Origin of the sequence: Erythrobacter sp. HL-111, from assembly GCF_900105095.1 — a bacterium.
Classification (GTDB): Bacteria; Pseudomonadota; Alphaproteobacteria; order Sphingomonadales; family Sphingomonadaceae; genus Erythrobacter.
In genome coordinates, this window is record NZ_LT629743.1 from 1,191,993 (window position 1) to 1,218,086 (window position 26,094).

The 26,094-nt window shown below is 68.5% G+C and carries 28 protein-coding genes and 1 pseudogene; 13 read left to right on the forward strand and 16 right to left on the reverse strand.

Annotation, left to right across the window (positions count from 1 at the left end):
* Positions 1 to 318: 318 nt before the first annotated feature.
* Entirely contained in the window at positions 319 to 681 is a 363-nt protein-coding gene (locus BLU08_RS15110; RefSeq protein WP_157674461.1) for a hypothetical protein, read from the forward strand.
* 407 nt (positions 682 to 1,088) lie between these two features.
* On the opposite strand, the gene BLU08_RS05665 is transcribed toward BLU08_RS15110, so the two are convergent.
* The 3 genes from BLU08_RS05665 to BLU08_RS05675 all read right to left on the reverse strand — a co-directional run bounded on the left by BLU08_RS05665 (position 1,089) and on the right by BLU08_RS05675 (position 4,201).
* Positions 1,089 to 2,120, reverse strand: a complete 1,032-nt coding sequence (locus BLU08_RS05665) for a PhoH family protein (protein WP_090196536.1) — start codon at positions 2,118 to 2,120, stop codon at positions 1,089 to 1,091.
* A gap of 143 nt (positions 2,121 to 2,263) precedes the next feature.
* Positions 2,264 to 3,607, reverse strand: coding sequence for a tRNA (N6-isopentenyl adenosine(37)-C2)-methylthiotransferase MiaB (miaB, locus tag BLU08_RS05670; RefSeq protein WP_090196539.1), 1,344 nt, complete (start codon positions 3,605 to 3,607; stop codon positions 2,264 to 2,266).
* Between the two features lie 129 nt (positions 3,608 to 3,736).
* On the reverse strand, positions 3,737 to 4,201 hold the full coding sequence (locus tag BLU08_RS05675) for a peptidylprolyl isomerase (RefSeq protein ID WP_090196542.1): 465 nt from the start codon (positions 4,199 to 4,201) through the stop codon (positions 3,737 to 3,739).
* Positions 4,202 to 4,306: 105 nt separating this feature from the next.
* Here BLU08_RS05675 and mgtE point away from each other — a divergent pair, with 105 nt between their 5' ends.
* On the forward strand, positions 4,307 to 5,752 hold the full coding sequence (gene mgtE / locus BLU08_RS05680) for a magnesium transporter (protein WP_233996105.1): 1,446 nt from the start codon (positions 4,307 to 4,309) through the stop codon (positions 5,750 to 5,752).
* Positions 5,753 to 5,820: 68 nt separating this feature from the next.
* A complete protein-coding gene (locus tag BLU08_RS05685) occupies positions 5,821 to 6,210 on the forward strand; it encodes a DUF1489 family protein (protein ID WP_090196546.1) in 390 nt (129 codons plus the stop codon).
* On the opposite strand, the gene BLU08_RS05690 is transcribed toward BLU08_RS05685, so the two are convergent.
* The gene (locus tag BLU08_RS05690) at positions 6,207 to 6,881 is read right to left on the reverse strand and encodes an HdeD family acid-resistance protein (RefSeq protein WP_157674462.1); all 675 of its coding nucleotides are present in this window, start codon (positions 6,879 to 6,881) and stop codon (positions 6,207 to 6,209) included. The two genes, BLU08_RS05685 and BLU08_RS05690, sit on opposite strands and share 4 nt — an antisense overlap.
* Positions 6,882 to 7,069: 188 nt before the next feature.
* Here BLU08_RS05690 and BLU08_RS05695 point away from each other — a divergent pair, with 188 nt between their 5' ends.
* Positions 7,070 to 7,318, forward strand: coding sequence for a hypothetical protein (locus BLU08_RS05695; RefSeq protein WP_090196553.1), 249 nt, complete (start codon positions 7,070 to 7,072; stop codon positions 7,316 to 7,318).
* A gap of 19 nt (positions 7,319 to 7,337) precedes the next feature.
* On the forward strand, positions 7,338 to 7,751 hold the full coding sequence (locus BLU08_RS05700) for a DUF6640 family protein (RefSeq protein WP_090196556.1): 414 nt from the start codon (positions 7,338 to 7,340) through the stop codon (positions 7,749 to 7,751).
* On the opposite strand, the gene BLU08_RS05705 is transcribed toward BLU08_RS05700, so the two are convergent.
* The 4 genes from BLU08_RS05705 to BLU08_RS05720 form a co-directional block, all read right to left on the reverse strand.
* Entirely contained in the window at positions 7,748 to 8,329 is a 582-nt protein-coding gene (locus BLU08_RS05705) for a hemerythrin domain-containing protein (RefSeq protein WP_157674463.1), read from the reverse strand. The genes BLU08_RS05700 and BLU08_RS05705 overlap by 4 nt on opposite strands.
* A gap of 194 nt (positions 8,330 to 8,523) precedes the next feature.
* The gene (locus BLU08_RS05710) at positions 8,524 to 9,207 is read right to left on the reverse strand and encodes a DsbA family oxidoreductase (protein ID WP_090196563.1); all 684 of its coding nucleotides are present in this window, start codon (positions 9,205 to 9,207) and stop codon (positions 8,524 to 8,526) included.
* Positions 9,204 to 10,118, reverse strand: a complete 915-nt coding sequence (nudC, locus tag BLU08_RS05715) for an NAD(+) diphosphatase (protein ID WP_090196568.1) — start codon at positions 10,116 to 10,118, stop codon at positions 9,204 to 9,206. The genes BLU08_RS05710 and nudC overlap by 4 nt, the downstream gene beginning before the upstream one ends.
* Positions 10,118 to 11,437 (reverse strand): serine hydrolase, encoded by a 1,320-nt coding sequence (locus BLU08_RS05720; protein ID WP_090196571.1) that lies wholly within the window; start codon positions 11,435 to 11,437, stop codon positions 10,118 to 10,120. The genes nudC and BLU08_RS05720 overlap by 1 nt, the downstream gene beginning before the upstream one ends.
* Before the next feature lie 133 nt (positions 11,438 to 11,570).
* Here BLU08_RS05720 and BLU08_RS05725 point away from each other — a divergent pair, with 133 nt between their 5' ends.
* A complete protein-coding gene (locus tag BLU08_RS05725; RefSeq protein WP_090196574.1) occupies positions 11,571 to 11,792 on the forward strand; it encodes a hypothetical protein in 222 nt (73 codons plus the stop codon).
* On the opposite strand, the gene BLU08_RS05730 is transcribed toward BLU08_RS05725, so the two are convergent.
* The gene (locus tag BLU08_RS05730) at positions 11,789 to 12,847 is read right to left on the reverse strand and encodes an A/G-specific adenine glycosylase (RefSeq protein WP_233996106.1); all 1,059 of its coding nucleotides are present in this window, start codon (positions 12,845 to 12,847) and stop codon (positions 11,789 to 11,791) included. The genes BLU08_RS05725 and BLU08_RS05730 overlap by 4 nt on opposite strands.
* A 191-nt stretch (positions 12,848 to 13,038) precedes the next feature.
* On the opposite strand from BLU08_RS05730, the pseudogene BLU08_RS05735 reads away from it, so the two are divergent.
* The 4 genes and pseudogenes from BLU08_RS05735 to smc all read left to right on the forward strand — a co-directional run.
* Positions 13,039 to 13,608, forward strand: a pseudogene (locus BLU08_RS05735) (DUF721 domain-containing protein); the annotation flags it as partial.
* Complete coding sequence (locus BLU08_RS05740; protein ID WP_233996107.1) at positions 13,605 to 14,369, forward strand: thioredoxin domain-containing protein; 765 nt, start codon at positions 13,605 to 13,607, stop codon at positions 14,367 to 14,369. The pseudogene BLU08_RS05735 and the gene BLU08_RS05740, both read left to right, overlap by 4 nt.
* A 113-nt stretch (positions 14,370 to 14,482) precedes the next feature.
* Complete coding sequence (locus tag BLU08_RS05745; RefSeq protein WP_090196579.1) at positions 14,483 to 15,244, forward strand: thioredoxin domain-containing protein; 762 nt, start codon at positions 14,483 to 14,485, stop codon at positions 15,242 to 15,244.
* Positions 15,245 to 15,256: 12 nt separating this feature from the next.
* Positions 15,257 to 18,679 (forward strand): chromosome segregation protein SMC, encoded by a 3,423-nt coding sequence (smc, locus tag BLU08_RS05750; protein ID WP_090196582.1) that lies wholly within the window; start codon positions 15,257 to 15,259, stop codon positions 18,677 to 18,679.
* A 3-nt stretch (positions 18,680 to 18,682) separates the two neighbouring features.
* Here the strand turns inward: smc and BLU08_RS05755 are convergent, their stop codons facing one another.
* From BLU08_RS05755 to rpmF, 5 genes are all read right to left on the reverse strand, one after another.
* Complete coding sequence (locus BLU08_RS05755) at positions 18,683 to 19,117, reverse strand: MerR family transcriptional regulator (RefSeq protein WP_090196585.1); 435 nt, start codon at positions 19,115 to 19,117, stop codon at positions 18,683 to 18,685.
* 5 nt (positions 19,118 to 19,122) lie between these two features.
* On the reverse strand, positions 19,123 to 19,425 hold the full coding sequence (locus BLU08_RS05760) for an integration host factor subunit alpha (protein ID WP_172800992.1): 303 nt from the start codon (positions 19,423 to 19,425) through the stop codon (positions 19,123 to 19,125).
* A 118-nt stretch (positions 19,426 to 19,543) separates the two neighbouring features.
* Complete coding sequence (locus BLU08_RS05765; protein ID WP_233996108.1) at positions 19,544 to 20,524, reverse strand: beta-ketoacyl-ACP synthase III; 981 nt, start codon at positions 20,522 to 20,524, stop codon at positions 19,544 to 19,546.
* Positions 20,521 to 21,606, reverse strand: coding sequence for a phosphate acyltransferase PlsX (gene plsX, locus BLU08_RS05770; RefSeq protein WP_090196593.1), 1,086 nt, complete (start codon positions 21,604 to 21,606; stop codon positions 20,521 to 20,523). The genes BLU08_RS05765 and plsX overlap by 4 nt, the downstream gene beginning before the upstream one ends.
* A 26-nt stretch (positions 21,607 to 21,632) precedes the next feature.
* Positions 21,633 to 21,815 carry a 50S ribosomal protein L32 gene (gene rpmF / locus BLU08_RS05775; RefSeq protein WP_090196596.1) on the reverse strand — a complete coding sequence of 61 codons (183 nt, stop codon included), beginning with the start codon at positions 21,813 to 21,815 and terminating at the stop codon, positions 21,633 to 21,635.
* Between the two features lie 296 nt (positions 21,816 to 22,111).
* On the opposite strand from rpmF, the gene BLU08_RS05780 reads away from it, so the two are divergent.
* Both BLU08_RS05780 and BLU08_RS05785 read left to right on the forward strand, forming a co-directional pair.
* Entirely contained in the window at positions 22,112 to 23,482 is a 1,371-nt protein-coding gene (locus BLU08_RS05780; protein ID WP_090193770.1) for an IS1380 family transposase, read from the forward strand.
* Positions 23,483 to 23,699: 217 nt separating this feature from the next.
* On the forward strand, positions 23,700 to 24,095 hold the full coding sequence (locus BLU08_RS05785; RefSeq protein ID WP_172800993.1) for an MAPEG family protein: 396 nt from the start codon (positions 23,700 to 23,702) through the stop codon (positions 24,093 to 24,095).
* 44 nt (positions 24,096 to 24,139) lie between these two features.
* Here BLU08_RS05785 and BLU08_RS05790 read toward each other — a convergent pair whose 3' ends face one another.
* Positions 24,140 to 24,781, reverse strand: a complete 642-nt coding sequence (locus BLU08_RS05790; protein WP_090201076.1) for an MBL fold metallo-hydrolase — start codon at positions 24,779 to 24,781, stop codon at positions 24,140 to 24,142.
* 104 nt (positions 24,782 to 24,885) lie between these two features.
* Between BLU08_RS05790 and BLU08_RS05795 the strand changes: the two genes are divergently transcribed.
* Entirely contained in the window at positions 24,886 to 25,380 is a 495-nt protein-coding gene (locus BLU08_RS05795) for a GNAT family N-acetyltransferase (RefSeq protein WP_090196599.1), read from the forward strand.
* On the opposite strand, the gene BLU08_RS05800 is transcribed toward BLU08_RS05795, so the two are convergent.
* Positions 25,343 to 26,020: a LexA family transcriptional regulator gene (locus BLU08_RS05800; protein ID WP_090196603.1), complete on the reverse strand. Its 678-nt coding sequence runs from the start codon at positions 26,018 to 26,020 to the stop codon at positions 25,343 to 25,345. The genes BLU08_RS05795 and BLU08_RS05800 overlap by 38 nt on opposite strands.
* Between the last annotated feature and the right edge of the window lie 74 nt (positions 26,021 to 26,094).

A 26,094-nucleotide genomic window follows, 5' to 3' on the forward strand; every position in this document is an offset into this window, starting at 1 on the left:
CTCTCAATATCCACAATCTAGGCATTAAATTCAATTTTACCATGCGTCGGCGGTTCTTGTTGGACCGTCATGGAACGGATCGCGGGACTTCTGATCGGAAGATCTGAGCGCTTCTCCCAGCCTCAGCTTGCTCGCTACACAATTCCTCCTTGGCCGGAGTGCTTTTGCAATCAGTCTCCCGCAATCGAACAGAGCCTGTAACGGCCCACCTTTCCTGCCGTGCAGGCGATTATCACGCGAGCTTATCGTCCAGGGTGAAGCCGAAGCGCCCGAAGGGCAGGACCTCGTAATTATCGGCAGGTTTGAAGAGGAACTACGATGAAAACGACAATCTGGGCATCTCTCGCGCTGATAAGTGGGTGTGCATCTATTGACACCCCGCAGATCGAAGACGCGGTGACGCTTTACCGCAACTCTCCCTACTCAAGCTTCCTTCGAGTCCATTGGGCGACCTTCGATGCGGTCGACGGGATCGATTACAATCGCGGAAATTGCGAGATGGCGGCCCGAGTTCTCAATGCGAATCTTGCCGCCTCTTCAGAGGCGAAGAGCAGGCAGGCATCGCCCGATCTGGGATTCTGGTGCGAGGATGGAGTTTTCGACCAGACTGGTAATGCTCCATTGAGTTTCGAAGCCGAATTTCCATCAGCCACAACCAGCTCGATGCGCTTCACGGACTGAATACGGTCCGAAAGGACGTGGTCGATCGCTCGGAGCCGCAAACCAGCTCTTCAAGAACGAACTTCCGCTTCGGGGTCGCAAGCCGACAGTCCGCTTTCGGGCGAGCACACGGGAAAACCCGCCCCCGGCCCATCGTCCGAACAAGCCGCACCAAGCAGCTTCCGCCCGTTTCCTACCGCCCCCTGGCGCGCTAGGTCGGGCGTCGGCTCTTTCGCAAGGTTCAGTCGCGGCCGCGATGCCGCATAGGCGCTTTTCCCGCGTACACCCCTGTCCGTCGGCACGGCGTGACGCGGAGGAAGTCCGTGATCACGAATGGAAAAACGGGAATGCGCAAAGTTGACAGGGTGTCAACTTCGTCACCTTTTTTCACAACATGGCAGGCGGCGTTTCGCTGGGGCGACGGCTGGTCAGGCCCCCTCGCCCTCATAGGCCTCGACGATCCGGCCCACGATCGGGTGGCGCACCACGTCGGCGGCGGTGAAGCGGATCGTGCCGAAGCCGTCCACTCCCTCGAGCCGCCCGACCGCATCGTTCAGCCCGCTCATGTTCGGGCCGCCCGGAATGTCGACCTGGCGCGGGTCGCCGCAGACCACCATCCGGCTGTTCATGCCGAAGCGGGTGAGGAACATCTTCATCTGTTCGCGCGTGGTGTTCTGCGCCTCGTCGAGGATGACGAAGGCATCGGCCAGCGTGCGCCCGCGCATGAAGGCGATCGGCGCGATCTCGATCTCTCCGCTCGCGATGCGGCGCTCGACCTGTTCGGGCGGCATGCAGTCGTAGAGCGCATCGTAGAGTGGGCGCAGGTAGGGATCGACCTTGTCCTTCATGTCGCCGGGGAGGAAGCCTATCTTCTCCCCCGCCTCGACCGCGGGACGCGACAGGATCAGGCGCTGGACACTGCCGGTCATCAGCTGGCTGACGGCCTGCGCGACGGCGAGATAGGTCTTGCCCGTCCCCGCCGGGCCGAGCGCGAAGATGATATCGTCGCGCGCAAGGCTGCGCATGTAGGCGATCTGCGTGGCCGAGCGCGGCACGATCGTCTTGCGCCGCGTGCGGATCATGATCGGCGGCTCGTTCGTTTCGCCCGAGATGATGCCTTCGAGCGTCGGCTCGTTGGACATGGCGATCAGCGATTCGATCGCGCCCGCGTCGAGATCCTGCCCCATGGCGAGCCGGTCGTACATGGTGGTGAGCGTGTCGCGGGCGCGGGCGACGGCGTCTTCGGGCCCTTCGATCATGATCTTGTCGCCGCGGGCGTGGATGAAGACGCCCAGCCGGTTCTCGACCTGCACGAGGTTGGCATCGAACTGACCGAACAGCGGGCCGAGCAGCGACTGGTTCTCGAAGGAGAGCTCCGCCTGCGCGCGTCTGGGATGGGCAGTGCGGGGAGGATCGGGCGAAATCGCCGGATCGGCTGCGCGGGATGGTCGTCGGCCCATATGCTCCTTCGCGAATTTGGCCTTGCCTCGACTCGTCAAGGTAAGGTGCGCGGGGCGCAAAGCAAGCGGGCGGGTGTTTCGCGGCGGTGGAAAGTCACGCGCACGACATCGGGCCGCCGCGATCCCGTAACAGGCGAAAGGGGTCAGGCGAGCGCGGCCTGCCGCAGGACCCCGCGCATGGAATTCGGCCCCGCCTCGGCGAGTTCGACGCGCAGGACATCCCCGATTTCGGCCTCGCCCTCGAACCAGACGGACTGGAGCCAGGGCGACTTGCCGAGCCATTGGCCCGCGTGCTTGCCCCGCCGTTCGACGAGGACATCGCAGGTCCGCCCGACCGTGCCCCGATTGAAGGCGAGCTGATCGCGATTGAGGCGCGCCTGGAGCCGCTGGAGGCGATCGTCCATGACCTCGCGCGGGAGCTGGTCCGCCATGGTGGCGGCGGGCGTGCCGGGGCGCGGGGAATACTTGAAGCTGAAGGCGTGGGCGTAACGAACCTCGTCCACCAGGGCGAGCGTCTCCTCGAACTCGGCCTCGCTCTCGCCGGGGAAGCCGACGATGAAATCGCCCGACAGCGCGATGTCGGGGCGCGCGGCGCGGAAACGTTCGAGGAGCTTGAGGTAGCTTTCGGCGGTGTGCTGGCGGTTCATCGCCTTGAGCACGCGGTCGCTCCCCGCCTGCACGGGCAGATGCAGGTAGGGCATGAGCTTGTCGACCTCGCCATGCGCCGCGATGAGGTCGTCCTCCATATCGTTGGGATGGCTGGTGGTGTAGCGGATGCGCTCCAGCCCGTCGACTTGCGCGAGCGCGCGGATCAGGCCCGCAAGACCCACGGCGCGGCCCCTGCCGTCCTCGCCGCGCCACGCATTGACGTTCTGGCCGAGCAGGGTGATCTCCTTCGCACCCGCTTCGACCAGCTTGCGCGCTTCCCCGACCAGATCGTCGAAGGGGCGAGAGATTTCCGCCCCGCGCGTATAGGGGACGACGCAATAGGTGCAGAACTTGTCGCAGCCTTCCTGCACAGTGAGGAAGGCGGTCGGGCCGCGCTTGCGCCGTGCGGGGAGCGCATCGAACTTGGCGATGGCGGGCATGTCGGTGTCGGTCGCGCGCTCGCCCTTTGTGGCCTTGTCGAGCATTTCGGGCAGGCGGTGATAGGCCTGCGGGCCGACCACCATGCTGACCGCCGGAGCGCGCGCCATGATCTCCTCGCCCTCGGCCTGCGCGACGCATCCGGCGACCGCGATCATGGGCTTCTTCCCCGCTTCCTCGCCCGCCTTCACCAGCCGGCCGATATCGGAATAGACCTTCTCGGCGGCCTTTTCGCGGATGTGGCAGGTGTTGAGGACGACGAGATCGGCCTCTTCGCCCTCCCCCGCAGGCCGGATGCCGCGTGCGGCGAGCAACTCGCCCATGCGCTCGCCGTCATAGACGTTCATCTGGCAGCCGAAGCTCTTGACCCGGTAGGTCTGGGGGCGCGTTTGCGGTTTCATGAAGGCGCGCCTGTAGCGGCAAGCGGGCCTCATGCCAACCACCGCGCTCCTGCGAAGGCGGGAGCCTGCCCGGCACGAAGCGCCGTTTCGCGGGTTAGATCACCGCCTGCGCGGGGATTCGCGCGCGGCTTACGAAACGCTCGCCTTCACGATCTTGCCGGGGTTGGCCGGCGGTTCGCCCTTGGGGAGCGCATCGACGTGTTCCATCCCGCTCTCGACCTGGCCCCAGACGGTGTATTGCTTGTCGAGGAAGGTCGCATCGTCGAACACGATGAAGAATTGCGAATTCGCGCTGTCCGGGTTGGGCGTGCGGGCCATCGAGCACACGCCGCGCACATGCGGTTCGGCGCTGAATTCGGCCTTGAGGTCGGGCCGGTCGCTGCCGCCCGTGCCGGTCCCGGTCGGATCGCCGCCCTGCGCCATGAAGCCGGGGATCACGCGGTGGAAGACGACGCCGTCGTAGAAGCCCTCCTTCGCCAGTTCGGTGATCCGCTCGACATGGCCGGGCGCAAGGTCGGGGCGCAGCTTGATCACGACATCGCCGCCCTCCCCGTTTCCGGTGTCGAGCGTGAGGGTGAGCGTCTGGTCTGCCATGAATGAATCTCCCGTTTGCAATCGGCGCGCAGGTATCACGCCCTTGGGCGGTCTGTCACCCCGCGGCACCTTGCTTTTCCAAGCCCCTTCCCTAGACCGTCCGGCATGGTCGAACCCGCCGAAAAGAACGCCGTGCTGATGGCCGATGCGCTGGAGGACGACGTGCGTCCCGACGACCGCATCGACGATGAGCGGCACGACCAGGAAAACCGGCTGAAACCCGAATATGTCGCCGCGGTGCGTGCGGCGCTGGACGAAGGCGACAAGGGCACGGTCTACGACCTCGTCGAACCGCTCCACCCCGCCGATACCGCCGACCTCATCGAACTGCTCGACCGGGGCGAGCGCGAGGAACTGGCGAGCGCGATCACCGACCTGATGACGGTCGAGGTGGTCGCCGAACTGAACGATTTCGTGCGCGGCGAGATGATGGCCGCCCTGCCCGCACAGGCGGTCGCGCTGATCGCGCAGCAGCTCGAAACCGACGACGCGGTGCAGCTGCTCGAGGACCTCGACGAGGCGGACCAGCGCGCGATCATCGCCAATCTCGAGCCTGAGACGCAGGTGGTGGTCAATTCGGCGCTGTCCTATCCCGAGGAGACCGCCGGCCGCCTGATGAACCGCCACGTCATGGCGGTGCCCGAACACCTCACCGTGGGCGACCTTATCGACTACCTGCGCGAGAACGGCGATTTCACGCATGATTTCCATGAGGTCTTCGTGATCGACGCGGCGCATCACCCGGTGGGATCCTGCGCGCTGAACTGGATCCTCACCGCGCCGCGCTGGGTCAGGCTCACCGACATCATGAAGCGCGACCAGACGCTGATCCCGGTCACGATGGACCAGGAGGAAGTCGCGCTGATGTTCCAGAAATACGCCCTGATCTCCGCCGCAGTGGTGGACGAGAACGGGCGGCTGGTCGGCCAGATGACGGTCGACGACGTCGTGCACATCATCTCCGAGGAAGCGGGCGAGGACGCGCTGCTGATGTCGGGCGCGGGCGACGGCGACATCAACGAACCGATCCGCGAGGCCTACTCCTCCCGCGTGCGCTGGCTCATCGCCAATCTCGGCACGGCGGTTGTGGCGTCCGCGATCATCGCCTTCTTCGGCGCGGCGATCGAGGAACTGGTGGCGCTTGCCATCCTCATGCCGATCGTCGCGAGCATCGGCGGCAATGCGGGAACGCAGACCATGGCGGTGTCGGTCCGCGCGATCGCGACCAACCAGCTCACGCGGTCGAACACGCGGCGAATCCTGTGGCGCGAGATGCGCGTCGCCATGCTCAACGGTGCGACGGTCGCGATCCTGATCGGCGTTGCGGCGTGGTTCCTGTTCTCGCCGATGATGGGCGTGGTGATCGCGGCGGCCATGGTGATCAACATCGCGGTCGCTGGTCTTGCGGGCGTGCTGGTCCCGGTGATTTTCGAGCGGCTTGGACAGGACCCGGCTGTCGCTTCCAGCGTGTTCGTCACCATGATTACGGATTCGATGGGATTCTTCGCTTTCCTCGGCCTCGCGGTCGCGAGCGGGCTCGCCTCGCTCTAGCCCCACGTCCTGTGGAAGGAGGCGCAAGGCGCGCTTGATCGCCGCTGCCGAGGCGCCACATTGACCCGATGCCCCTCCACATGACCAAGATCGCCTTCGGGGCGAAGAGCTATGCCGATCTCGCCGGGTGGTACGAGGGCCGCCGCGCCATCGCGCTCACCACGCGCTATTGCCCGAAACGGCACGAGGAACTGGTGGGTGGCTCGCTCTACTGGATCCTCAACCACCAGCTCGTCGCGCGTTCGCGCATCCTCGGCTTTTCGGAGACGGCGGATGGGCGCTGGAACATCGATCTCGAGCCGAAGCTGATCCGCGTCCATCCGCGTCCCAAGCGAGCGCACCAAGGCTGGCGCTACCTCAAGGGCGAACCGCCGCGTGATCTCGCCGAGGGTGAGGACATCGGCGACACCCTTCCCGGCAAGCTCGCCGCGAAGCTGGAAAAACTGGCTCTGATCTAGACCGCGGATGCCTCGCGGTCGCCGTCGACGCCGCGGCAGCAGACATAGGACACGCCCGCGAAGATCAGGTTCACGCCCACCAGGATGCCGAGAAAGGCGATCGAGATGCCGGTCGCCAGGCCGAAGAACAGCATCACACCGATCAGCAGCGACAACAGCCCCGAGGCGAGGAACAGCCACCACGCGCCCTCGGGCCGCAGGCGAAAGGCGAGCATCAGCCGCGCGACCCCGTCGGCGGCGAAGAAGGCGCCGAGCATGATCGCGAGCGTGAACAGGCCGGCGAGCGGATCGGCGAGGAAGAACACCCCGCCGCCCAGATAAAGCAGGCCGAGCAGCGCGGTCAGCGCGCGGCCCTTCCACCCCTTTGCCCGGATCGCGTGGGCGAGCGTCAGGATCCCGCCGACCAGCAGCGTGATCCCCACCAGCAGGTTGACCGACAGCGCCATAGCCAGCGGAAAGATCAGCGCGCCCAGGCCCGTCAGCACCAGCAGGACGCCGAGCGCGATGAACCAGCTGCGGCCGAGTTCGCCCTCCTTGCGGGCGGCGCGGGTCGGATCGGGCTCGGCGCCGACGACGGGATCCGTCGTGTCCGTGCGCGGGATCGGGGCCGGGGTCGGCCCGAGCGGGCTTGCAGGCCGGTTGTCCGGAGCATCGCTGGTGGTCGTGTTCATGGCTCTCCTCCAATCGGTTCCGGCAATCGGGCCGGGCGTGCGCGGGGCGCACGAGCGCGGCTTTCCCAACCGCTTGTCATATTCCCCGAACGCATGGGCGCGGAGTTTGTATCCTCGCCCGCCTGCGGTTGCGCAGCGGCGGAACATCGTCCCCTTCCCGCCCATTGATGACAGGAAGGAGACACATCATGCCCGAACGCCAGAGCCGCCACCCCGACAACGACCTGATCAAGCAACTGACCGAGCACGAGACCCCGTCGCAGTCGAGTTCCTCGGGCGGCGAGGTCAATCGCCGGGTCGGCAAGCGCGACGAGACGAAGTCCGCCACCGACCCCGACAATCGCGAGCCCGCGATCGGCTCCGACAACCCGGAGGACGATGCGCGCAAGGGTGCGAAGACGATGGAGAAGATCAAGAAGGGCGAACAGGACCGCTGATGCGGTCCCGGCAACGCCGATGCTGCTCGCACGGCTCCTGATCACCGCAGCGGCGCTGGGTTTCGGCCTGGCGCCGTTCCTGTTCGACCTTTCGGTGAGCCACGCCTTCAATCCCGACTGGCCGCCCCATGCCCGGTTCCACACCGCGTGGCTGGTCGGGGTGCTCGCGGCGGTCGCGGCGATCACGCTGGTGATGACCTGGCGCGGCAGGCCCGCGGAAGCGCGCGGCAACCTGTCCGTGGCGCTGGCGCTCGGCTGGGCGGCGATCGTGCCGTTCGGCCTCGCCGCGCTCGCGATGCCGGTTTACGGCGGCGCGCTGGCGGGCGAAGGCCACGAGATCGCGGTGTTCGGGGTGGACAGCAACATCCTTGGATTCGGCGTGGCGGCGACGATGCTTGCCGCCGCCCCCCTTATCGTCCTGCGCCGCAGCTAGGCGCTGGTCGGGGAGGATTGGCCCGGGGACATCTGCCCGCCCGTGGGCGGCCCCATGTAGCGTTCGTATTCCTCGGTAAAGCGCCGGTTGATCACTTCCTTGTCGCGCGGCGAGGTCTTTTCCACGAGGTCGGGCAGCCAGCTCGATTCCTCCTGGTAGATGTGCTGGCGCACCGCGCCCTCGATGTGATCGAGCTTTTCCATCCATTCGCGGCTGTCGGGATCGATCCGTTCGAGCTTGGCGAGGTTGATCTTGGTCATGGCGTGTTCCTCGTAGGCCATCCCGGCATGGGTCTTGCCGCTGTCTTCGGAAACGACCGGATAGACGATCGCCTCCTCGGCGGTCGCGTGGCCGGTGAGTTCCTTCTCGAGCGCCCTCATGGCATCGACGCGGCCCTTCGCGTCGCGGGCATTGCGGGCCTCGTCGAAATGGCGTTCGATCTTCTCGTGCTGTTCGACGATCATGGCGAGCCACGGCTCGCCGCTCGTCCTGCGCTTGACCTTGCGACGCGCCTCGGCGCGGTCGTCCTTGCTCGCGGCCGGGGTGACCTTGGCGGCGATCCTGTCGAGAAATGACATGTGCTCGGCTCCTTTCCCTTGGGGAGTTGCGCCCGCGTCTGGGCGGGCGCTCGTCCTTTCGGAACGGCGAGCGCGCGCGACCCGTTCCGCGGCGCCGGGCCCGCTCCGCCGCGATCGCGCCGAAGCGTTTGCCCGCCGCGCCGGGCGTTCGCGATTCATAAGGAATGTTGCAGGGCGGCGGCGGTCCGATCCGCCTAGCCCGCGGCCCGCGTCTTCTCCGCCACGCGCCTGAGCGCATTCACGTAGGTTTCCGGGGACTGTGCGCCGGGGATCAGGAACCTGTCCGCGACGATCATCGCCGGGACGCCGGTGATGTTGAGATCCCAGGCCTGCCGCTCCTCGGCCAGCACGCGGGCTTCGAGGTCCGCATCGTCGAGCGCGGCCTTCGCCGCCGCGCGGTGAAGCCCCGCCGCGGCGGCGATGTCGAGCAGGTGCTCGCGGTCGGAAAGGTCCGCGCGGTGATTGAAATGCGCCCTGAACAGGGCGAGCTTGAGGTCCGTCTGCACCTGCGGCCCCGCCTGTTCGAGCGCGAAGGCAAGCAGCTTGTGACAGTCGCGCGTGTTCCACATCCGCTGCGGCGGCGCCTCGCCCTCTCCCTCGAAGGACAGCGACACGCCCGCGCTGTGCGCGATCCCCTTCATCCGGCCCCGCATCGCCGCGCCTTCCTCGGCCGAGCGGCCGTATTTGCGCGCGAGATGCGCCTCCATCTCCTCCCCTTCCCGGGCCATGTCGGGATTGAGTTCGAAGGGGCGCCAGCGCACCTCGGCCTCGATCTCGCCCGCGAGCGCCTCCAGCGCAATGGTCAGCTGGCCGTAACCGATCGCGCACCACGGGCACACGACGTCGGAATAGATGTCGATCGTCAGCCGGTCGGTCATCGGTCGAGCCACCACGTGATAAGGTGATGGGCGATCGCGAATTTCTGCGGGAAGATGAGGGTCTCGTTGCCCTGCGGCCCGGCATGGCGGGCATCCTCGAGCTCCTCGCGGGTGAACCAGCGCGCGTCGTCGAGTTCGGTCCGGTCGATCTTGATCTCCGGGCTTTCCGCGAGGCTCGTGCAGCCGATCATCAGCTGGCTCGGGAAGGGCCAGGGCTGGCTCGAGAGGTAGCGCACGTCGCGCACCCGCACGCCCGCTTCCTCGTGCACCTCGCGCGCGACCGCTTCCTCGATCGTCTCGCCCGGTTCGACGAAGCCGGCGAGGGCGGAATACATCCGCGGCGGGAAACGCGGCTGGCGACCGAGCAGCAGTTTGTCCTCGTGTTCGACCAGCATGATCGTGACGGGATCGGTGCGGGGAAAATGCTGGGCGCCGCAATCGTCGCAGTTGCGCTGCCAGCCCCCCTTGGCGATGTTCGTCGGTGCCCCGCAATTGGCGCAGAAGCGGTGCCGCGCGTGCCAGTCGACGAGCGCCTTCGCCCCGCCATAGATCGCGAGGTCTTCCGGCGTCAGCATCTGCATCACCTGCCACGCCCGCGGCATTGCCGGGCCTGCGGCGCCGCTGTCCGGCACGGGGGCGAAATGCGCCTTGTCGTCGAGCAGGCCGAGAAAGACGAGCTCGGTGTCCTCCCCCACGTCGGCGAGCGTGTGCCAGAGCAGCTTACCCTCGTCGTCGAATTCGGGCAGCAGGCCGTCGAGGTTCATCACTCGCGCGCGCCAGTTCATCAGGTTGCCGAGCGCGGCGGGATCGGTGCGGACGTGATCGGCCCGGTCGATCGGCGAACCGGCGAAGGCGATCGGCGCGCCAGCGGGCGAATCGGCGGGCGCAATGCGGCTCAGGTCATGAGCCATCACGCCGCCGCCCTGCTTTCGCGCATCGCGGCCAGATCGGATTCGAGCGCGGCGAGGAATTCATCGCGCAGCGGATAGGCTTCGGCCGGCATGTATTGGGTGAACAGGCTCGTGCGGAGGCCGAGCCCGTAATCGACTGCGGCGAGCGTTCCGGCCGCCCCGCCCCAGCCGAAGGTCCGCCCGCGCACGCGCCCGCCTGCGCCATGCCCTTCTGTCTCGGCCCAGGATCCGGCCTTCTCGACGCTCGCCGGGATGAGGTCCGAGGTGCCCACGCGCACCGCCAGTTCGCCCATCACCCGCTTGCCTTCGAACACGCCGTAATTCAGGACCATGTTCAGGAACCGGTCGTAATCGCGCGGGGAACTGACGAGGCCCGAGCCGCCCCACAGGATCGGCGGCTGCGCGGTGAAGACCGAATTCGTCGCGATGTCGAGCGGCAGGGGCGCGCCGTTCAGGATGCCGTAATTCGTGGTGAGGCGCGACACCTCGCTTTCGGGCACGGCGAAGAAGGTGCTGGTCATGCCGAGGGGACCGAACAGGCGCTCCTCGAGGAAGGCATCGAAGCTCCGGCCGGAGACGATCTCGATCACCCGGCCGAGCACGTCGAGCCCGAAGGAATAACTCCACCGCGTCGCGGGCTGGTGCATCAACGGGATCTCCGCCAGCCGGTCGACGAAGGCTTCCAGCCCCGGCGCGGGCGCGGTGTCGGGAAAGCCCGGGATCGGCATCTTGCTGACCTGCCCGCTGACGACGCCCGCCTCCCGGTAGGCCTTGCGAAGCGGACCCTTGGAAACGATGTCGTAGCCCAGGCCCGAGGTGTGGGTCATCAGCTGGCGGATCGTGATCGGGCGGATCGCCGGTTCGACATCCTCCAGCGGGCCTTCGGGATCGACCAGCACCTGCATGTCGCGGAACGCCGGAACGAGATCGTGCAGCGGCTGGTCGAGCGCCAGCTTGCCCTCGTCGACGAGGATCATCGCGGCCATGCCGGTGATGGGCTTGGTCATCGAATAGATGCGGTAGAGCGTGTCCTCGTCCACCTCGCCCATGCTGCCCGCGGTCGGCGCGCCGCGAGCGATGGTGTGGGCATGGTCCTCGCGCCCCCAGCCGAATGTCAGGAGCATGTTCGCGACCTTGCCCCCGCCGACATAGCGTTCGGCGAGCGCGGCGACATTGGGCCAGCCTTCCGACACGTCATGCGCGAGAGCGGCGCCGCCGAAGGGCAGGCCGGACAGCGCGGCGGCCGCGGCGCCGAGGCTGGCGTGGCGCAGGAGCGAGCGGCGCGAGAGATCGGGCGAATCGAGATCGCTGAATGCCATGTGAGGGAAGACTCCCGGAGGATTGGGGCTGAAAGGTCCGAAAGCTGTGTGCGGGAACCGGGCGGCAGGGTCAATCGCCTGCCTCGCGCAGCGGACCCTTGCGCTCGTGCGGTGTTTTATTTATCTAATACACATGCTGAACATCCTCGCCTATCTCGTCGGCCTTCTCAGCCTCGTCATCGTCATCCCCGCGCAGCTTCCGCTGCTCGGCGCGGCCAACTGGATCGCGTTGCCGCTGATCGTGGTCGGCGTGGTCCTCGGCGCGCTTTCGTCGAAGGACGGGGGGCGCAATTTCTGCCTGGTCGTGCTGCTGATCGCGGTGGTGCGGCTGATGCTGGGCGGCGGCATCTTCTAGGCGTCGTTCCAGCCGCCGCGGGCGATCGCCAGCCGCGCCGCCTTGGCATAGAGCGTCGGCAGCCCCGCCTCCTCCAGCCGGTCGAGCGGCCACCATTCCCCCGCGCCTTCCGGCTCCGCCTCGCCCCGCCTGACCGCCAGCGTCAGGTGCGCGTGCGTGAAGGTGTGGCGCACCGCGCCGAGCGGTTCCCATTCGCCCGCCACCGGAGCCTCGCCCGTCCCGTCGCTGCGCGCGGACCAGCCATCGTCCGGCAGGGCGCGCATCCCGCCGAGCATTCCCCTGCCCGGCCGGGTGACGAGCCAGACCTCGCGCCCCGCCCCGTTCGCACGTTCGATCCAGAAGGCGGTCCCGCGGCGCTCCGGTTTCGCCTTCTTCGCGGGCTTGACCGGCAGGCTCTCCGCGATGCCGGCCGCACGCGCCGCGCACGGGGGCGAAAGCGGGCAGAGGAGGCAGCGCGGGGCCTTCGTCGTGCAGACCCGGGAGCCTAGGTCCATCATCGCCTGGGCGAAATCGCCCGCGCGCGAGGCCGGCGTGATCGCCTCGGCGCAGTCGCGGATCGCCTTGCGTGCGCCGGGCAGCGGTTCGGCAATCGCGAACAGCCGCGCCACCACCCGTTCGACATTGGCGTCGACCACGACCGCGCGCCGTCCGAAGGCGATCGCGGCGATCGCAGCGGCGGTGTAGATGCCGAGGCCGGGCAGTTCGCGCAGTTCGGCCTCGGTCGCGGGAAACCCGCCGCGCGCGGCAACCTCGCGCGCGCATTTCACGAGGTTGCGGGCGCGCGAATAATAGCCGAGGCCCGCCCAGGCGGCCATGACCTCCTCCTCGCCCGCCGCGGCGAGCGCCTCGACCGTCGGCCAGCGCTGGGTGAAGGCCTCGAAATAGGGCTTCACCGCGGCCACCGTCGTCTGCTGGAGCATGACCTCGGACAGCCACACCCGGTAGGGCCAGGCCGGGTCGTCCGGCATCGGCGCGCCGGGGGCCACGCGCCACGGCAGGGCGCGGGCGTTGCGGCCATACCAATCCAGAAGCGCGTCGGAGATGCTGGCGGTCACGGCCCGCCTATGGCATGGCTCGGCGCGTCATGGGAAGCGAGAGCGAAAAGCCGGAGCCAAAACCGCCCTCAGGCAGCGAAGCGGCAGGGCGAAGGGAGTCCCCGCCCTCAGGCAGCGAAGCGACAGGGCGAAGGGACTCCCCGCCCTCAAGCAGCGAAGCGGTAGGGCGAAAGGACTCCCCGCCCTCAGGCAGCGAAACGGCAGGGCGGAAGAAACCCCCGCCCTCCAGCAGCGGAGCGAAAGGACGCAGGAAACCCACCCCCTACCAGCGCCCGCGCGGCGGCGGGGCGAAGTCGATCGGCGATCTCATGCCCGAGATCGGCCGCGCGGCCTTCCGCCGCTTCGGCTTCGTCCAGAGTTCGGTCGTCACCCGCTGGCACGAGATCGTCGGGCCTCAGCACGCCCGGGTCTGTAGCCCGGAAGCGATCCGTTTTCCCCCCGGCGAACGGGCCGAGGGCACGCTGCACCTCGTCGTCGCGCCCGCCCATGCCCCGCTGGTGCAGCAGGTCGTGCCCGAGATCGTGGAACGGGTGAACCGCTTCTTCGGCTACCGCGCGCTCGCCCGGGTGAAGCTGCGGCAGGGCGCGGTCAAGGCGCCTTCTGCCGACAGGCCCGCAAAACCGCCGCCATCGCTCAAGCCGATCCCGATGGAACTGGGAGACAGCCTGCGCGACATCGGCGATCCCGAACTGCGCGCGGTGCTCGAATCGCTCGCGCGCAGCTTCGACGCGCAGGAGAACAAGAGGAAGGACGAAACGTGAGACGGATTCTTGCAGCGCTCGGCTCGGGGCTTGCCCTCATCGCCGCCCCGGCGGCGGCACAGGAAGAGGAGCTCGCCGATCCCGAGAGCGATTTCGTCGGTCCCGGGCCGGGAACAATGTGGCAGGGCGAGGTGACCGAGACCGAGCGCGGCCACCTGATCGGCAACCCCGAGGCCGAGACGCGGCTCGTCGAATTCATCAGCTACACCTGTCCCCATTGTGCCGATTTCGCGCGGGAAGGCGAGCCGGCGCTCGATCTCGCGCTCGTCGCGCCCGGGCGGATGGCGCTCGAAGTGCGCCCGGTCATCCGCAACTGGCTCGACCTGACGGTGAGCCTGCTCGCGCAGTGCGGCGATCCCGCGGGGTTCAAGGAGAGGCACCGCCTGTTCCTCTACAGCCAGGACGAATGGCTCGCCCGGGCGCTGAACGCGCCCCGGTCGCAGCAGGCCGGCTGGGCGCGGGCCGATGCGGCCGCCCGGCTGAGCGCGGCGCGCGCGCTCGATCTCGACGACAGGCTGGCGAACAGCGGGGCGAACGGGGGCCTGACCCTGCCCCAGATCGACGCCTGCCTGAAGGACGACGCGGCGGCGAAACGGCTCGCCGCCAACGCCGCAGCGGACAAGGCCGAACTCGGCGTTCCCGGCACGCCGAGCTTCGCCCTCGACGGCAAGCTGCTCGAAGGCGTGCATTCCTGGCCCGCCCTCAGCGCCGCGCTGATCGAGCGCGATGCGCGCGGAGCGGGCGGCGAGACCGGGGATTGAGCCGCTCCCTGCCCGCCCATGCCGACATATTTGTGCACAACCGGCCTTGCCGCGGCTATTGAGCCGCCGACACGAGCCTGTAACCTCCCCCTGACCGAAGGACCCAGCCGACCATGATCCCGACCCGTATCCGCCTCGCTCCCGCGCTCATCGCAGCCCCGCTCGTCCTCGCGCTCGCCGCCTGCGAGGGCGAGGAAGGCGACGTGGCGGAGGGCGCAACCGGCCCGATCGAGCCCGTCGCCGCGCCCGAAGGCACGTCGTGGACCGAGACCGTCACCGTTTCCGGGGAAGGCGGCGCGGTGCTGGGCAATCCCGACGCGCCGCTCAAGCTCGTCGAATACGCCTCGCACACGTGCGGGGCCTGCGCCGCCTTCGCGACCCAGGGCAAGCCGGAGCTCAAACGGGATTACATCGCCGCCGGGACGGTCAGCATCGAACAGCGCGAGGTGTTCCTCAACACCTTCGACGTGGTGCTCGCGCGGATGATCCAGTGTGGCCCGCCGGAACGGGTCCACGCGCTCTCGGACGAGGTCTGGACCAATCTCGGCCCGATCATGGGCGGGGTGCAGCAGAACCCCGAGGCGGTCCAGGCGGCGGGCGAACTGCCGATGGAGCAGCGTTTCGTGCGGATCGCCGAGGTCGCGGGCTTCCTCGATTTCTTCGCCGCGCGCGGGCTGTCGGCGGACGAGGCGCGGATGTGCCTTTCGGACACGGACGCGGTCGAGGCGATGGTGCGCGAGGCCGATAGGCTCGCCCAGGCGGACGAAATCACGGGCACGCCGACCTTCCTGCTCAACGGGCAGCGGGTCGATGGTCCGCAGTGGTCCGCGGTCGAATCGGCGCTGCAGGACGCCGGCGCGCGGCCGGCGGAGTAAGCGGACGCGGCGATGGAGATCAGCCGGCTCAAGCTCAGCGGGTTCAAGAGCTTCGTCGAGCCGGCCGAACTGCGGATCGAGCCGGGCCTGACCGGGGTCGTCGGCCCCAATGGCTGCGGCAAGTCCAACCTGCTCGAGGCGATCCGCTGGGTCATGGGGGAAAACAGCCCCAAGTCCATGCGGTCGGGCGGGATGGAGGACGTGATCTTCGCGGGAACCTCCACCAGGCCCCCGCGCGCCTTCGCCGAGGTCGTCCTGCACGCGACCGACGATGAGGGCGAGGAACTCGTCGTCACCCGCCGGATCGAGCGCGGAGCGGGCAGCGCCTACCGCGTCAACGGGCGCGACGTGCGCGCGAAGGACGTCGCGCTGACCTTCGCCGATGCCGCGACCGGCGCGCATTCCCCCGCCCTCGTCAGCCAGGGCAAGATCGCGCAGGTGATCGCCGCCAAGCCCGCCGAACGCCGCGCCATGCTCGAAGAGGCGGCGGGGATCGCGGGATTGCACGTGCGGCGCAAGGATGCCGAGAGCAAGCTGCGCCAGACCGAGGCCAATCTCGCCCGGCTCGAAGACCTCATGGCCGGGCTAGACGCGCAGATGAATTCGCTGCGGCGACAGGCCAAACAGGCCGAGCGTTACAAGGCGCTGTCGGACGAGATCGCGACCGCCGAGGCGCGGCTGCTGTTCGCGCGCTGGCGCGATGCGGCGCGCTCGGCGAAGGAGGCGCGCGCGGCGGCTGAGGGTGCGGAGAGCCGCGTGGCCGAAGCGCAGCGCGCAGTCGCCGAGGCGCAGAAGGACCAGGCGGCGGCGGCAAGGGCACTCGCCGCCGCGCGCGACGAACTCGCCGATCGCCGCGACGATGCGAGCGCGCACGGCCACCGCATGGCGGCGCTGTCGGAAAAGCTCGACGCGGCCGAGGCCCGGCTCGCCGACCTCACCCGCCAGCGCGAACGGCTCGAGGCGGACCGGGAGGATGCCGACCGGCTGACCACCGACGCGGTCGAGGCGCTCGGCCGGCTGTCGCGCGAGCTCGACGCGAGCCGCGCCGCGGTCGCCGGGGCCGAGGCCGCGCGCCCCGAGATCGCGCGCCGCGCCGAGGAAGCCGAACGCGCCAGCCGGGCCGCCGAACTCGCGCTGGCGAAGGCGACCGCCGACCATGCCGGGGTCGAGGCCGAGTGGCGCGTTGCCGAAGCGGCGATCCAGCAGGCCGAAGCGCGGCTGTCCCGCCTGTTGGCCGAGCGCGACCGGCTCGAACGCACCCGCGCGCAGCTCGAAGGGGAGCAGGACACCGAGGCCGCGGCGATCGCCGCGCGCGAGGCGGCGGAAGAGGCCGCGGGCGAGGTCGCCCGGCTGCGCGGGCGGCTGGAGGCCGAACAGGCGCGCAAGGCCGACCTCCAATCCGCCCGCGACGACGCCTGTGCCGCGCTCGCCACCGCCCGGGCCGAACTCGCCGGGGTCGAGCGCGAATACACCGCCCTCGCCCGCGACCGCGATGCCCGGGAAAAGCGGGAGAAGGGCCGGACCGGCCTTCCCGCGGCGCTCGACCGGGTGAGCGTCGCCAAGGGCTATGAACGCGCGCTCGCCGCGGTGCTCGGGCGCGATGCGAAGGCGCCGCTCGGCGCGCCGGATGCGCGGGCCGAGGGTCGTTTCTGGGCCGGAAGCAAACCGCCGCGCCCGGTGGCGGACAGCCTGCTCGCCCATGTCGCCGATTGCCCCGCCGAACTCACCGCCCGCCTCGCCCTAGTCCATGTGGCCGAGGAGGACGACGGGCGCGACCTTGCCCCGGGCGAATGGCTGGTGACGACCGGCGGGCACCTCAGGCGCTGGGACGGCTTCCTCGCCCGCGGCGAAGGCTCGGCGGAAGCCGCCCGGCTCGAGGCGGCGAACCGGCTGGCGGACCTCGAAACCCGGCTTCCCGCGCTGCGCGCCGCCGCCGAGGAAGCCGCCGCGGGCGAAACCGCCGCGCGGGAGGAACTGGCCGCCCTCCAGACCACGCTCGTCGGGCTCGAACGCGAGCTTGCCGGAAGCGTCGAGACCGAACGGCAGGCCTGGCGCGCGCTCGACGCGGCGGAGGCGGCGAAAGAGCGGATCGCCGCGCGCCTTGCCGAACTGGCGCAGAGCGAGGAGGACCTTTCCGAACAGCTTACAGCCGCGCAGGGCGAACTCGAAACCGGGCGGGCGAAGCGCGCCGGGCTGCCCGCCCCCGACGCGGGCCGCGCCGCGCTCGAGGCGGCGCGGGCGAGGAACGAGGCAGCGCGCGCGGCGGTGCAGGCGACCCTTGCCGAACTTGCCGCGCACGACCAGTCGCTCGCCGTCGCGCGCGAACGGCTCGCGGCGCAGAAATCCGACCATGCGAGCTGGCAGACACGCTCCACGGACGCGGCCCGGCGCATGGCGGAAGCGGCAGGCCGGCTCGAGGAGATCGAGCAGGAGCGCGCGGTCCATGCCGCCAGGCCCGCCGCCCTGATCGCCGAGATCGAGCAGGGCGAGATGCTGCGCGAGCGGCTGGCGAAGGGGCTTGCCGAGGCCGAGCAGGCGATGGAGCGCGCGCAGGATGCGATGGGCGATATCGAACGCGTGCTGGCCGAGGCGACCGAGACCCTGGCGCAGGCGCGCGAGGGGCGCGCGACCCTTGCCGCGCGGGCCGAGAACGAGGAAGCGCGCCGCAGCGAGATGGCGCGCATTTCGGGCGAGCGCTTCCAGTGCCCGCCGCCGCTGCTCGCCGACCGCTTCGGCTTCGAGGAGCACGGGGTCAGGCCCGCGAGCGAGGAATCCGAGGCGCTCGACCGGCTCGTCGCCCAGCGCGAGCGGATCGGCCCGGTCAATCTCGTCGCCGCGGAGGAACTCGCGCGGATCGAGCAGGAACATGGCACCAGCGCGAGCGAGCAGGCCGAACTGGCCGAAGCGGTCGCCCGGCTGCGCGGGTCGATCGGCAATCTCAACCGCGAGGGCCGCGAACGCCTGCGGGCCGCGTTCGAGGAAGTGGACGGCCATTTCCGGGTCCTGTTCACGCGGCTGTTCCAGGGCGGGCAGGCGCATCTGGCGCTGGTCGATTCGGACGATCCGCTCGAAGCCGGGCTCGAAATCTACGCCCAGCCGCCGGGTAAAAGGCTGCAATCCCTTTCGCTGCTGTCGGGCGGCGAGCAGGCGCTGACCGCGACCGCGCTGATCTTCGCGCTGTTCCTGACCAACCCGGCGCCGATCTGCGTGCTGGACGAGGTCGACGCGCCGCTCGACGATGCCAATGTCGAACGCTTCTGCGACCTGCTCGATTCGATGGTCCGCACGACCAGGACGCGCTACCTCATCGTCACCCACAACGCGGTCACGATGAGCCGGATGCACCGGTTGTTCGGCGTGACGATGGCGGAAAAGGGAATCTCGCGCCTCGTCAGCGTCGATCTCGGCGAAGCGGAAATGATGGCGGCCGAATAGCGTTCAGGCTTCGAGCGCGCGGGCGAGCCGGGCGCGCACCCGCTTCAGCCCGGCGAGCGTTTCGGCCAGCCTGCGCGCGTCCTCTGCGGCGGATGCGCGGGCCTCCCCGTCCCCCTGCTCCGCCCCCGCCCGCCGGTCGCCCGACCGGCGATCGCCGCCGCGACGGCGGTCATGCTCGGACTTCGCGGAAGCGCGCAGCACCGCCTCGGCGCCCTTGAGGGTATAGCCTTCCTGGTTCACCAGCCGATCGATCGTTTCGACCAGCGCGACATCGCTCTGCCGGTAATAGCGCCGTCCGCCGCTGCGCTTGAGCGGTTTGAGGAGGCTGAACTGCTGTTCCCAGTAGCGCAGTACGTGCGGCTTGATCCCGAGCGCCTCGGACACCTCGCCGATGGTGCGGAGCGCGCCTTCGTCCTTGCCGTCCTCGAATTCGGCCATGCGGATCAGGCGCCTTTCGCGATGCGTTCCTTGAGCAGCTGGCTCGCGCGGAAGGTCATCACCCGGCGCGGGGTGATCGGGACCTCGACCCCGGTCTTGGGATTGCGGCCGATCCGTTCGTTCTTGTCGCGCAGGACGAAGCTGCCGAAACCGGAGATCTTCACGTTCTCCCCGTCGGCCAGCGCATCGCACATCTTTTCGAGGATCGCCTCCACCAGATCGAGCGATTCCGCCCGGCTGAGACCCATCTTGCGATTGATGGTCTCCGCCAGATCGGCGCGGGTGAGGGTGCCAACCGAACGCATCATGCCGAAACTCCTACGCGGCGCGATCCCGGACAGGGTGCGATACTAGCCCATCGTGCGGATTTGGCAATCTCGCGCTGGGAGTGCCGGCACGCCGCCCGCAGGACGGGGTCTCGCGCCGCTAGAGCCGGACGAGGCTCGCCCCCCAGGTGAAGCCGCCGCCCATCGCCTCGAACATGACCAGATCGCCCGGCCTGATCCGCCCGTCGCACCGTGCGGCATCGAAGGCGAGCGGGACCGAAGCGGCCGAAGTGTTGGCGTGGCGATCGACGGTGACGATCACCTTTTCCGCCGGAATGCCGAGCTTGCGCGCGGTCGCATCGAGGATCCGGGCATTGGCCTGGTGCGGCACGATCCAGTCGATCTCGGCGGCGCGGACCCCCGCCGCGTCGAGCACTTCGTTGAGCACCTCGGAAAGGTTCACCACCGCATGGCGGAACACCTCGCGGCCCTTCATCCTGAGATGGCCGACGGTCTGCGTGGTCGAGGGGCCGCCGTCGACATAGAGCAGATCGTGCTGCGCCCCGTCGGCGTGCAGCCGGGTCGCGAGCACGCCGGCCGCCGATTCGCCGGGCGCCGAATCGCCGGAAGTCGGCGCTTCGAGCACCACCGCCCCCGCCCCGTCGCCGAACAGGACGCAGGTGGTCCGGTCGTTCCAGTCGAGGATGCGGCTGAACGTCTCCGCCCCGATCACCAGCGCGCGCCTTCCCATCCCGGTCCGCAGCATCGAATCCGCGGTCGCGAGCGCGTAGAGAAAGCCCGAACACACCGCCGCCACGTCGAAGGCGATCCCGCCATTGCAGCCGAGCGCGTGCTGGACCTTGGTCGCGGTCGCGGGAAAGGTGTTGTCGGGGGTGGCGGTGGCGAGCACGATGAGGTCGATGTCGCGCGCGGCGAGCCCGCAATCGGCGAGCGCCGCACGCGCTGCCTCGGTCGCGAGGCTGGCCGTCGTCTCGCCCTCGCCCGCGATGTAGCGCTGGCGGATGCCGGTGCGTTCGACGATCCATTCGTCGCTGGTGTCGATCCGCGCGGCGAGTTCGCCATTGGTGACGACGCGCCGCGGCAGGGCCGAACCCGAACCGACCAGGCGCGATCCGGTCACGCCGCGGCCTCGTCCCGCCCGCCCGCGGTTCCGTTCTTGCGGAAGGCATCCTCGCCCATCTCGGCAAGGTCGCGGGCAATGCATTCGGTGAGCTTGTTCTCGAGCAGGCGCGCGGCGACCGTCACCGCGTGGGCGACCCCGCCCGCGGTGGCGCTGCCGTGGCTCTTCACCACCACGCCGTTGAGGCCGAGGAAGACCGCGCCGTTGTGATTATTGGGGTCGAGGTGGTGCCTGAGCAGTTCGGTCGCGGGGCGCGAGACGAGAAAGCCGATCTTGGAACGCAGCGAGGAGGTGAAGGCCTGCTTCAGAAGGTCGGTGACGAAGCGCGCCGACCCCTCGATCGCCTTGAGCGCGATATTGCCGGAAAAGCCGTCCGTCACGACGACATGGGTTTGGCCGCGGTTGATCTTGTCGCTTTCCACGAAGCCGTCGAATTCCAGCGCGAGTTCGCTGTCCGCGCGGGTTGTCGCGGCGGACAGGCGCGCGGCGGCATCGCGCAGCGCATCTGTGCCCTTGATCTCTTCCGTGCCGATGTTGAGCAGCCGCACCTTGGGCCGCTCGAACCCGTTGACGATACGCGAATAGGCCGCCCCCATCACCGCGAACTGGACGAGGTTGCGCGCATCGGCCTCGGTGTTGGCGCCGAGGTCGAGCATGACGACATCGTGTTCCTGCAGCGTCGGCAGCAGCGCGGCCAGGGCCGGACGGTCGATCCCGGGAAGCGTGCGCAGCGCGATCTTGCTCATCGCCATCAGCGCGCCGGTGTTGCCCGCGCTGACCGCGGCGCCCGCATCGCCCGATTTCACCGCGCCCACGGCAAGGCCCATGCTGGTGGTCTTGGCCCGGCGGATCGCACGGCTGGGCAGCTCGTCGCCGCCGACCACGTCCTCGCAGTGAAGGATCTCGGAGGCGCCGGCCATGCCGGGATGGTTTTCGAGCGCCTGCCTGATCCGCGGCTCGTCCCCGACGAGGAGGAACTGGAAATCCTCGTGCCGGCGACGGGCGATCGCGGCGCCTTCGACCATGACGCGCACGCCTTCGTCGCCGCCCATCGCGTCAACGGCGATACGCGGGAGGCTCATGCGCTTTTTTCCCTGTCCAAGAGGGGTCAGATGCCCTTGGGCACCATCACTTCGCGGCCGTTGTAGAACCCGCAATGGCCGCACATGTTGTGCGGACGCTTGAGCTCGCCGCAATTGGGGCATTCGTGGAACGCCTCGACCTTGAGCGAATCGTGCGCCCGGCGATTGCCGCGGCGATGGGGCGATACTTTTCTCTTGGGGACAGCCATGGCTACGCCAATTCCTCAGGTAAAATCGTGTCTTGCGCGCGGAGTGGCGCTGGGTTTCCGGTGTCGCCCTTACGGCAAGGGGCGCACGCGCACAAGCAGGGCGGCGCGCGGGTCCTCGCTGAAATGGCGGGAAGGCGCGCGCTATAGCGGATAAATCCCGCGTTGCAAGCCTTGCTCTGCGGCCCTAACCCGGATTATTCACCGGCAGTGGTCTGACGGGTTGGCGGGAGTGGCGTAAGCATTTGCATTGTTGTAGGAATGTGGTTGCTTAAGCCAGACCTGCAACGGGGCAAAATATGCCACAGACCACACCCGCCGGATGCGATGATAGCGCGTCCGTATTTTCGTTTCCAGCAGTGCGCGGCAAGAAGGTCACAGCTGCGTTTGACGGCGGCAGGCTGACCTCGGATGGCGGGGTCCTGGTGCTGGCTCAGGCCGAGCGCATGATGGGGCTCTGCCAGCGGCTTGCGGCGTGTATTGCCGATCCGCGCGATCCTGCTCGGGTGGTTCATCGGCTTGAAGATATCCTGCGCGCGCGGATGTTCGCGATCGCCTGCGGCTATGAGGATGCCGATGATCTCGACGCTCTGCGCGATGATCCGGGCTTCCGCCTTGCGCTGGGCAAGCTGCCGGGATCGGGTGCGGGGTTGGCCAGCCAACCGACGATGAGCCGCTGGGAGAATGCGCCGAGCACGCGCGAGCTGGCAAAGATGCTGGGGATCATGATCGACATCTACTGCGCCAGCTACCCCACTCCGCCGGCGGCGGTGACGCTGGATATCGATGACACCTGCGACGTCGTGCACGGCTATCAGCAACTCTCCTTCTGGAACGGACATCATGGGGAGCGCTGCTTCCTGCCGATCCATGTCTACGACACGGCAACGGGCCGGCCGGTGGCGATGCTGCTGCGCACGGGCAAGACGCCTTCTGGCAAGGAGGCGGCAGGGCATATCCGGCGTCTGGTGCGCCATCTTCGCCGCCACTGGCCTGATACCCACATCACCATCCGCGGTGACGGGCATTATGGACGGCCCGAGGTCATGGCCTTCTGCGAGGCGGCCCATGTCGATTACGTGTTCGGTCTGCCGACCAACGCCGCGCTGCGCGCTGATCCGGTTATCGTCACTGCCGCCGATGCCTGCGCGGTCCGCCGCGCCGAGTGCCAACTCCCGGTCCTGCGCAGCTATGCCGAGACCCGCTACGGCGCGAAGAGCTGGAACCGCCAGCGCCGCGTCGTCGCCAGGATCGAGGCCAGCACGCTGGGCATGGATATCCGCTATGTCGTCACATCGCTAACCCAAGGCTCGGCTGAATACATCTATGACACGCTCTACTGTGCGCGCGGGCAGGCCGAGAACTTGATCAAGCTGCACAAGACCCAGCTGGCCAGTGACCGCACCTCGTGCCGGTCGGCGAACGCCAACCAGATGCGCCTGATCCTGCACACCGCTGCCTACTGGCTGCTGTGGCGCGTTCAGCAGGCGATCCCAAAGACCACCGCTCTGGCAAAAGCCGAGTTTACGACCCTGCGCCTGCGGCTGCTCAAGGTTGCTGCCCGCGTCATGGAAAGCGCCACCCGAATCCGCGTAGCGTTCGCCTCTGCGTGCCCCGATGCCGATCTGATGCGTGCCATCGTTCTCGCGCTCAAGCCTGCGCCGACGTAGCGGGCGCGGCAGTGCCGCAGAAACCCCGAGCCAAGTCCTTCAACCAGAAAAGCCCATCGATCACAGCGCGGTGAAACAGACGCCAGCGGTGCCGCACGCCCGCTCTACGCCGCCGCACGCAGCAGTGGCGTCAAGCTCGCGCCGAGAGGCGCCCAACCGCATCGCCGTGAATAAGAGAGGCTAGCAGTCGCCCTGCAACAGGACAGGGGACTCCTCCATGATCATCCTACCCGTGACGCTGGCAAGTGCGGCGGCGGCTGCCGTTCTCAACATCTGGCTGATGGTCCGCATCGGTGCGGTCCGCCGGGCGAGCGGCATCAGCGTCGGCGACGGGGGAAGCGAACCGCTCCAGCGGCGGATGCGGGCGCAGGCCAATTTCGTCGAGAACACGCCCTTCGTGCTGCTGCTGGTCGCGGGGATCGAGCTGGCGGGCGCCGGCGGCGGGTGGCTGCAATGGGCCGCGGGCGCCTACATCATCGGGCGGATCGCCCACGCCTTCGGGATGGATGGCGGGTCGAAGCAGGTCGGGCGGATGGTCGGCACGCTGGTGACGATGCTGGTCCTGCTGGGGCTGGCGATCGTCGCGGCGCTGGTCGCCGCCGGCATGATATAGACCGACCCCCTCTATCCCGGGCGTTCGCCCGGGATAGCGAACACTCAGGACAAGGCGTAATCGCTGACGAAGGCGTTGGTCTTGCGCTCCATCCCGAAGGTGCTGGTCGGGCCATGGCCGGGAATGAACGTCACGTCCTCGCCCAAGGGCCAGAGGCGCTGCGTGATCGAATCGATCAGGTCCTGGTGATTGCCGCGCGGGAAATCGGTCCGCCCGATGCTCCCCTTGAACAGCACGTCGCCAACGATCGCGAAGCGGCTGGGCGCGTGGAAGAAGACGACATGGCCGGGCGTGTGGCCGGGGCAGTGGATCACGTCGAGCGAGAGTTCGCCCACCGTCACCGTGTCGCCGTGCTCCAGCCAGCGGGTCGGCTCGAAACTTGCCGCCTGCATCCCGAAGCGGCTGCCGTCCTCGTCTAGCCGGGAGATCCAGAAGCGGTCGTCCTCGTGCGGGCCCTCGATCGGCAGGCCCAGTTCCTCGGCCAGCATCCCGGCCTGCCCGCAATGGTCGAGATGGCCATGGGTGACGAGGATCTTCTCGAGCGTCACGCCCGCCTTGGCGACCCCCGCCTTCAACTTGTCGCGATCGCCGCCCGGATCGATGAGCGCGGCCTTGCCAGTGGCGGTGCACCAGATCAGCGAGCAGTTCTGTTGCAGCGGCGTCACGGGCAGGATCGCGGCCTTCATCGGCGGCGTTCGGGGCGAGGTCGTCGGAGCGTCGGTCATGGGCGAAGATGTGCCGCCGCGCCTGCACGATTGCAAGTGGCGCGCACCACGCTATCGCTCGGGCCATGCAGGGCCTCATCATCCGCGACGCGCGCCCAGACGAACTCGATTTCGTCACCGGCCTCATCGCCGACGACGCGCTCGCGGTCGCGCGCGATCCGGTGACGGGTGCGGAAGCGGCCTACCAGCGCGAGGCTTTCGAGGCGATCGCGGCCGATCCCTGCCACCGCCTGCTGATCGCCGAGCTCGACGGCGAGCGGGTCGGCAGTTTCCAGCTCTCTTTCATCCCGGGCGTCGCTCTGGGCGGAGCATCGCGCGGGCAGATCGAATTCGTGCGCGTTGCCAGCCCCTTGCGCGGTCGCGGGATCGGGGAGGCGATGATGCGCTGGGCGATAGAGGAATGCCGCGCGCGCGGCTGTTACCTCGTCCAGCTCACCAGCGATCACCGACGCCCGGCCGCACACCGCTTCTACGAAAGGCTCGGCTTCACCGCGAGCCATGCGGGGTTCAAGCTGCGCCTAATCATATCCGCCCGCCCTTCCACACAACCCGGCCGATGATCTCGACATCCTCAGCCGCCACGCTCACCGGCGGATAGGCGAGGTTCTGGCTGAGCAACGATAGCCGCCCTCCCCCTGCGCTCGCCACCCGCTTCACCATCAGCGTGTCCCCCATCCGCACGACATGGATGCCGTCGCGGAACGGCAGCGCCCGGCGGTCGACGAGGATCTCGTCGCCATCGTTGAGCAGCGGCTCCATCGAATCGCCTTCGACCGTGATCGCGGAAAGCTCGGCGCCTTCCAGTCCCTGTTCGGCGAGCCAGCGGCGCGAGAAGCGGAAGGCGTCGAAGGCGCTTTCGCCCGCGGGCAGCGCGCCGGGACCGGCCGAGGCGCCGATCGCAAGGCGCGGCACCTCGATCCATGGCGACCCGCGCGGATCGGCGGGGTTCGACGGCGGTTCATAGGAAATTTCCCCAGGTCCGGCAAGTTCGCTTTCCGCCACGCCGAAGAACCGCGCCAGCGTACGCCGGTCGCCTTCCTCGAGCTTGCGGGGCGAGCCCTTGCGAATGAATTGCTGGAGATAGCTCGGATTGCGCCCGATCAGTTCGGACAGTCCGGCAAGGCTCGCTCCGCGCTCCTGCGCGAGGTCGAGCAGGCGCCGGCGCGGTCCTGCGGGAACGTCGGTGTCGGACTTGGTCATGCGCGCATCCTACACATAGGATTTTTCCTAGACAAGTAGGATTTCCGGTGGAACGAATAGGGAACACCGAGCGA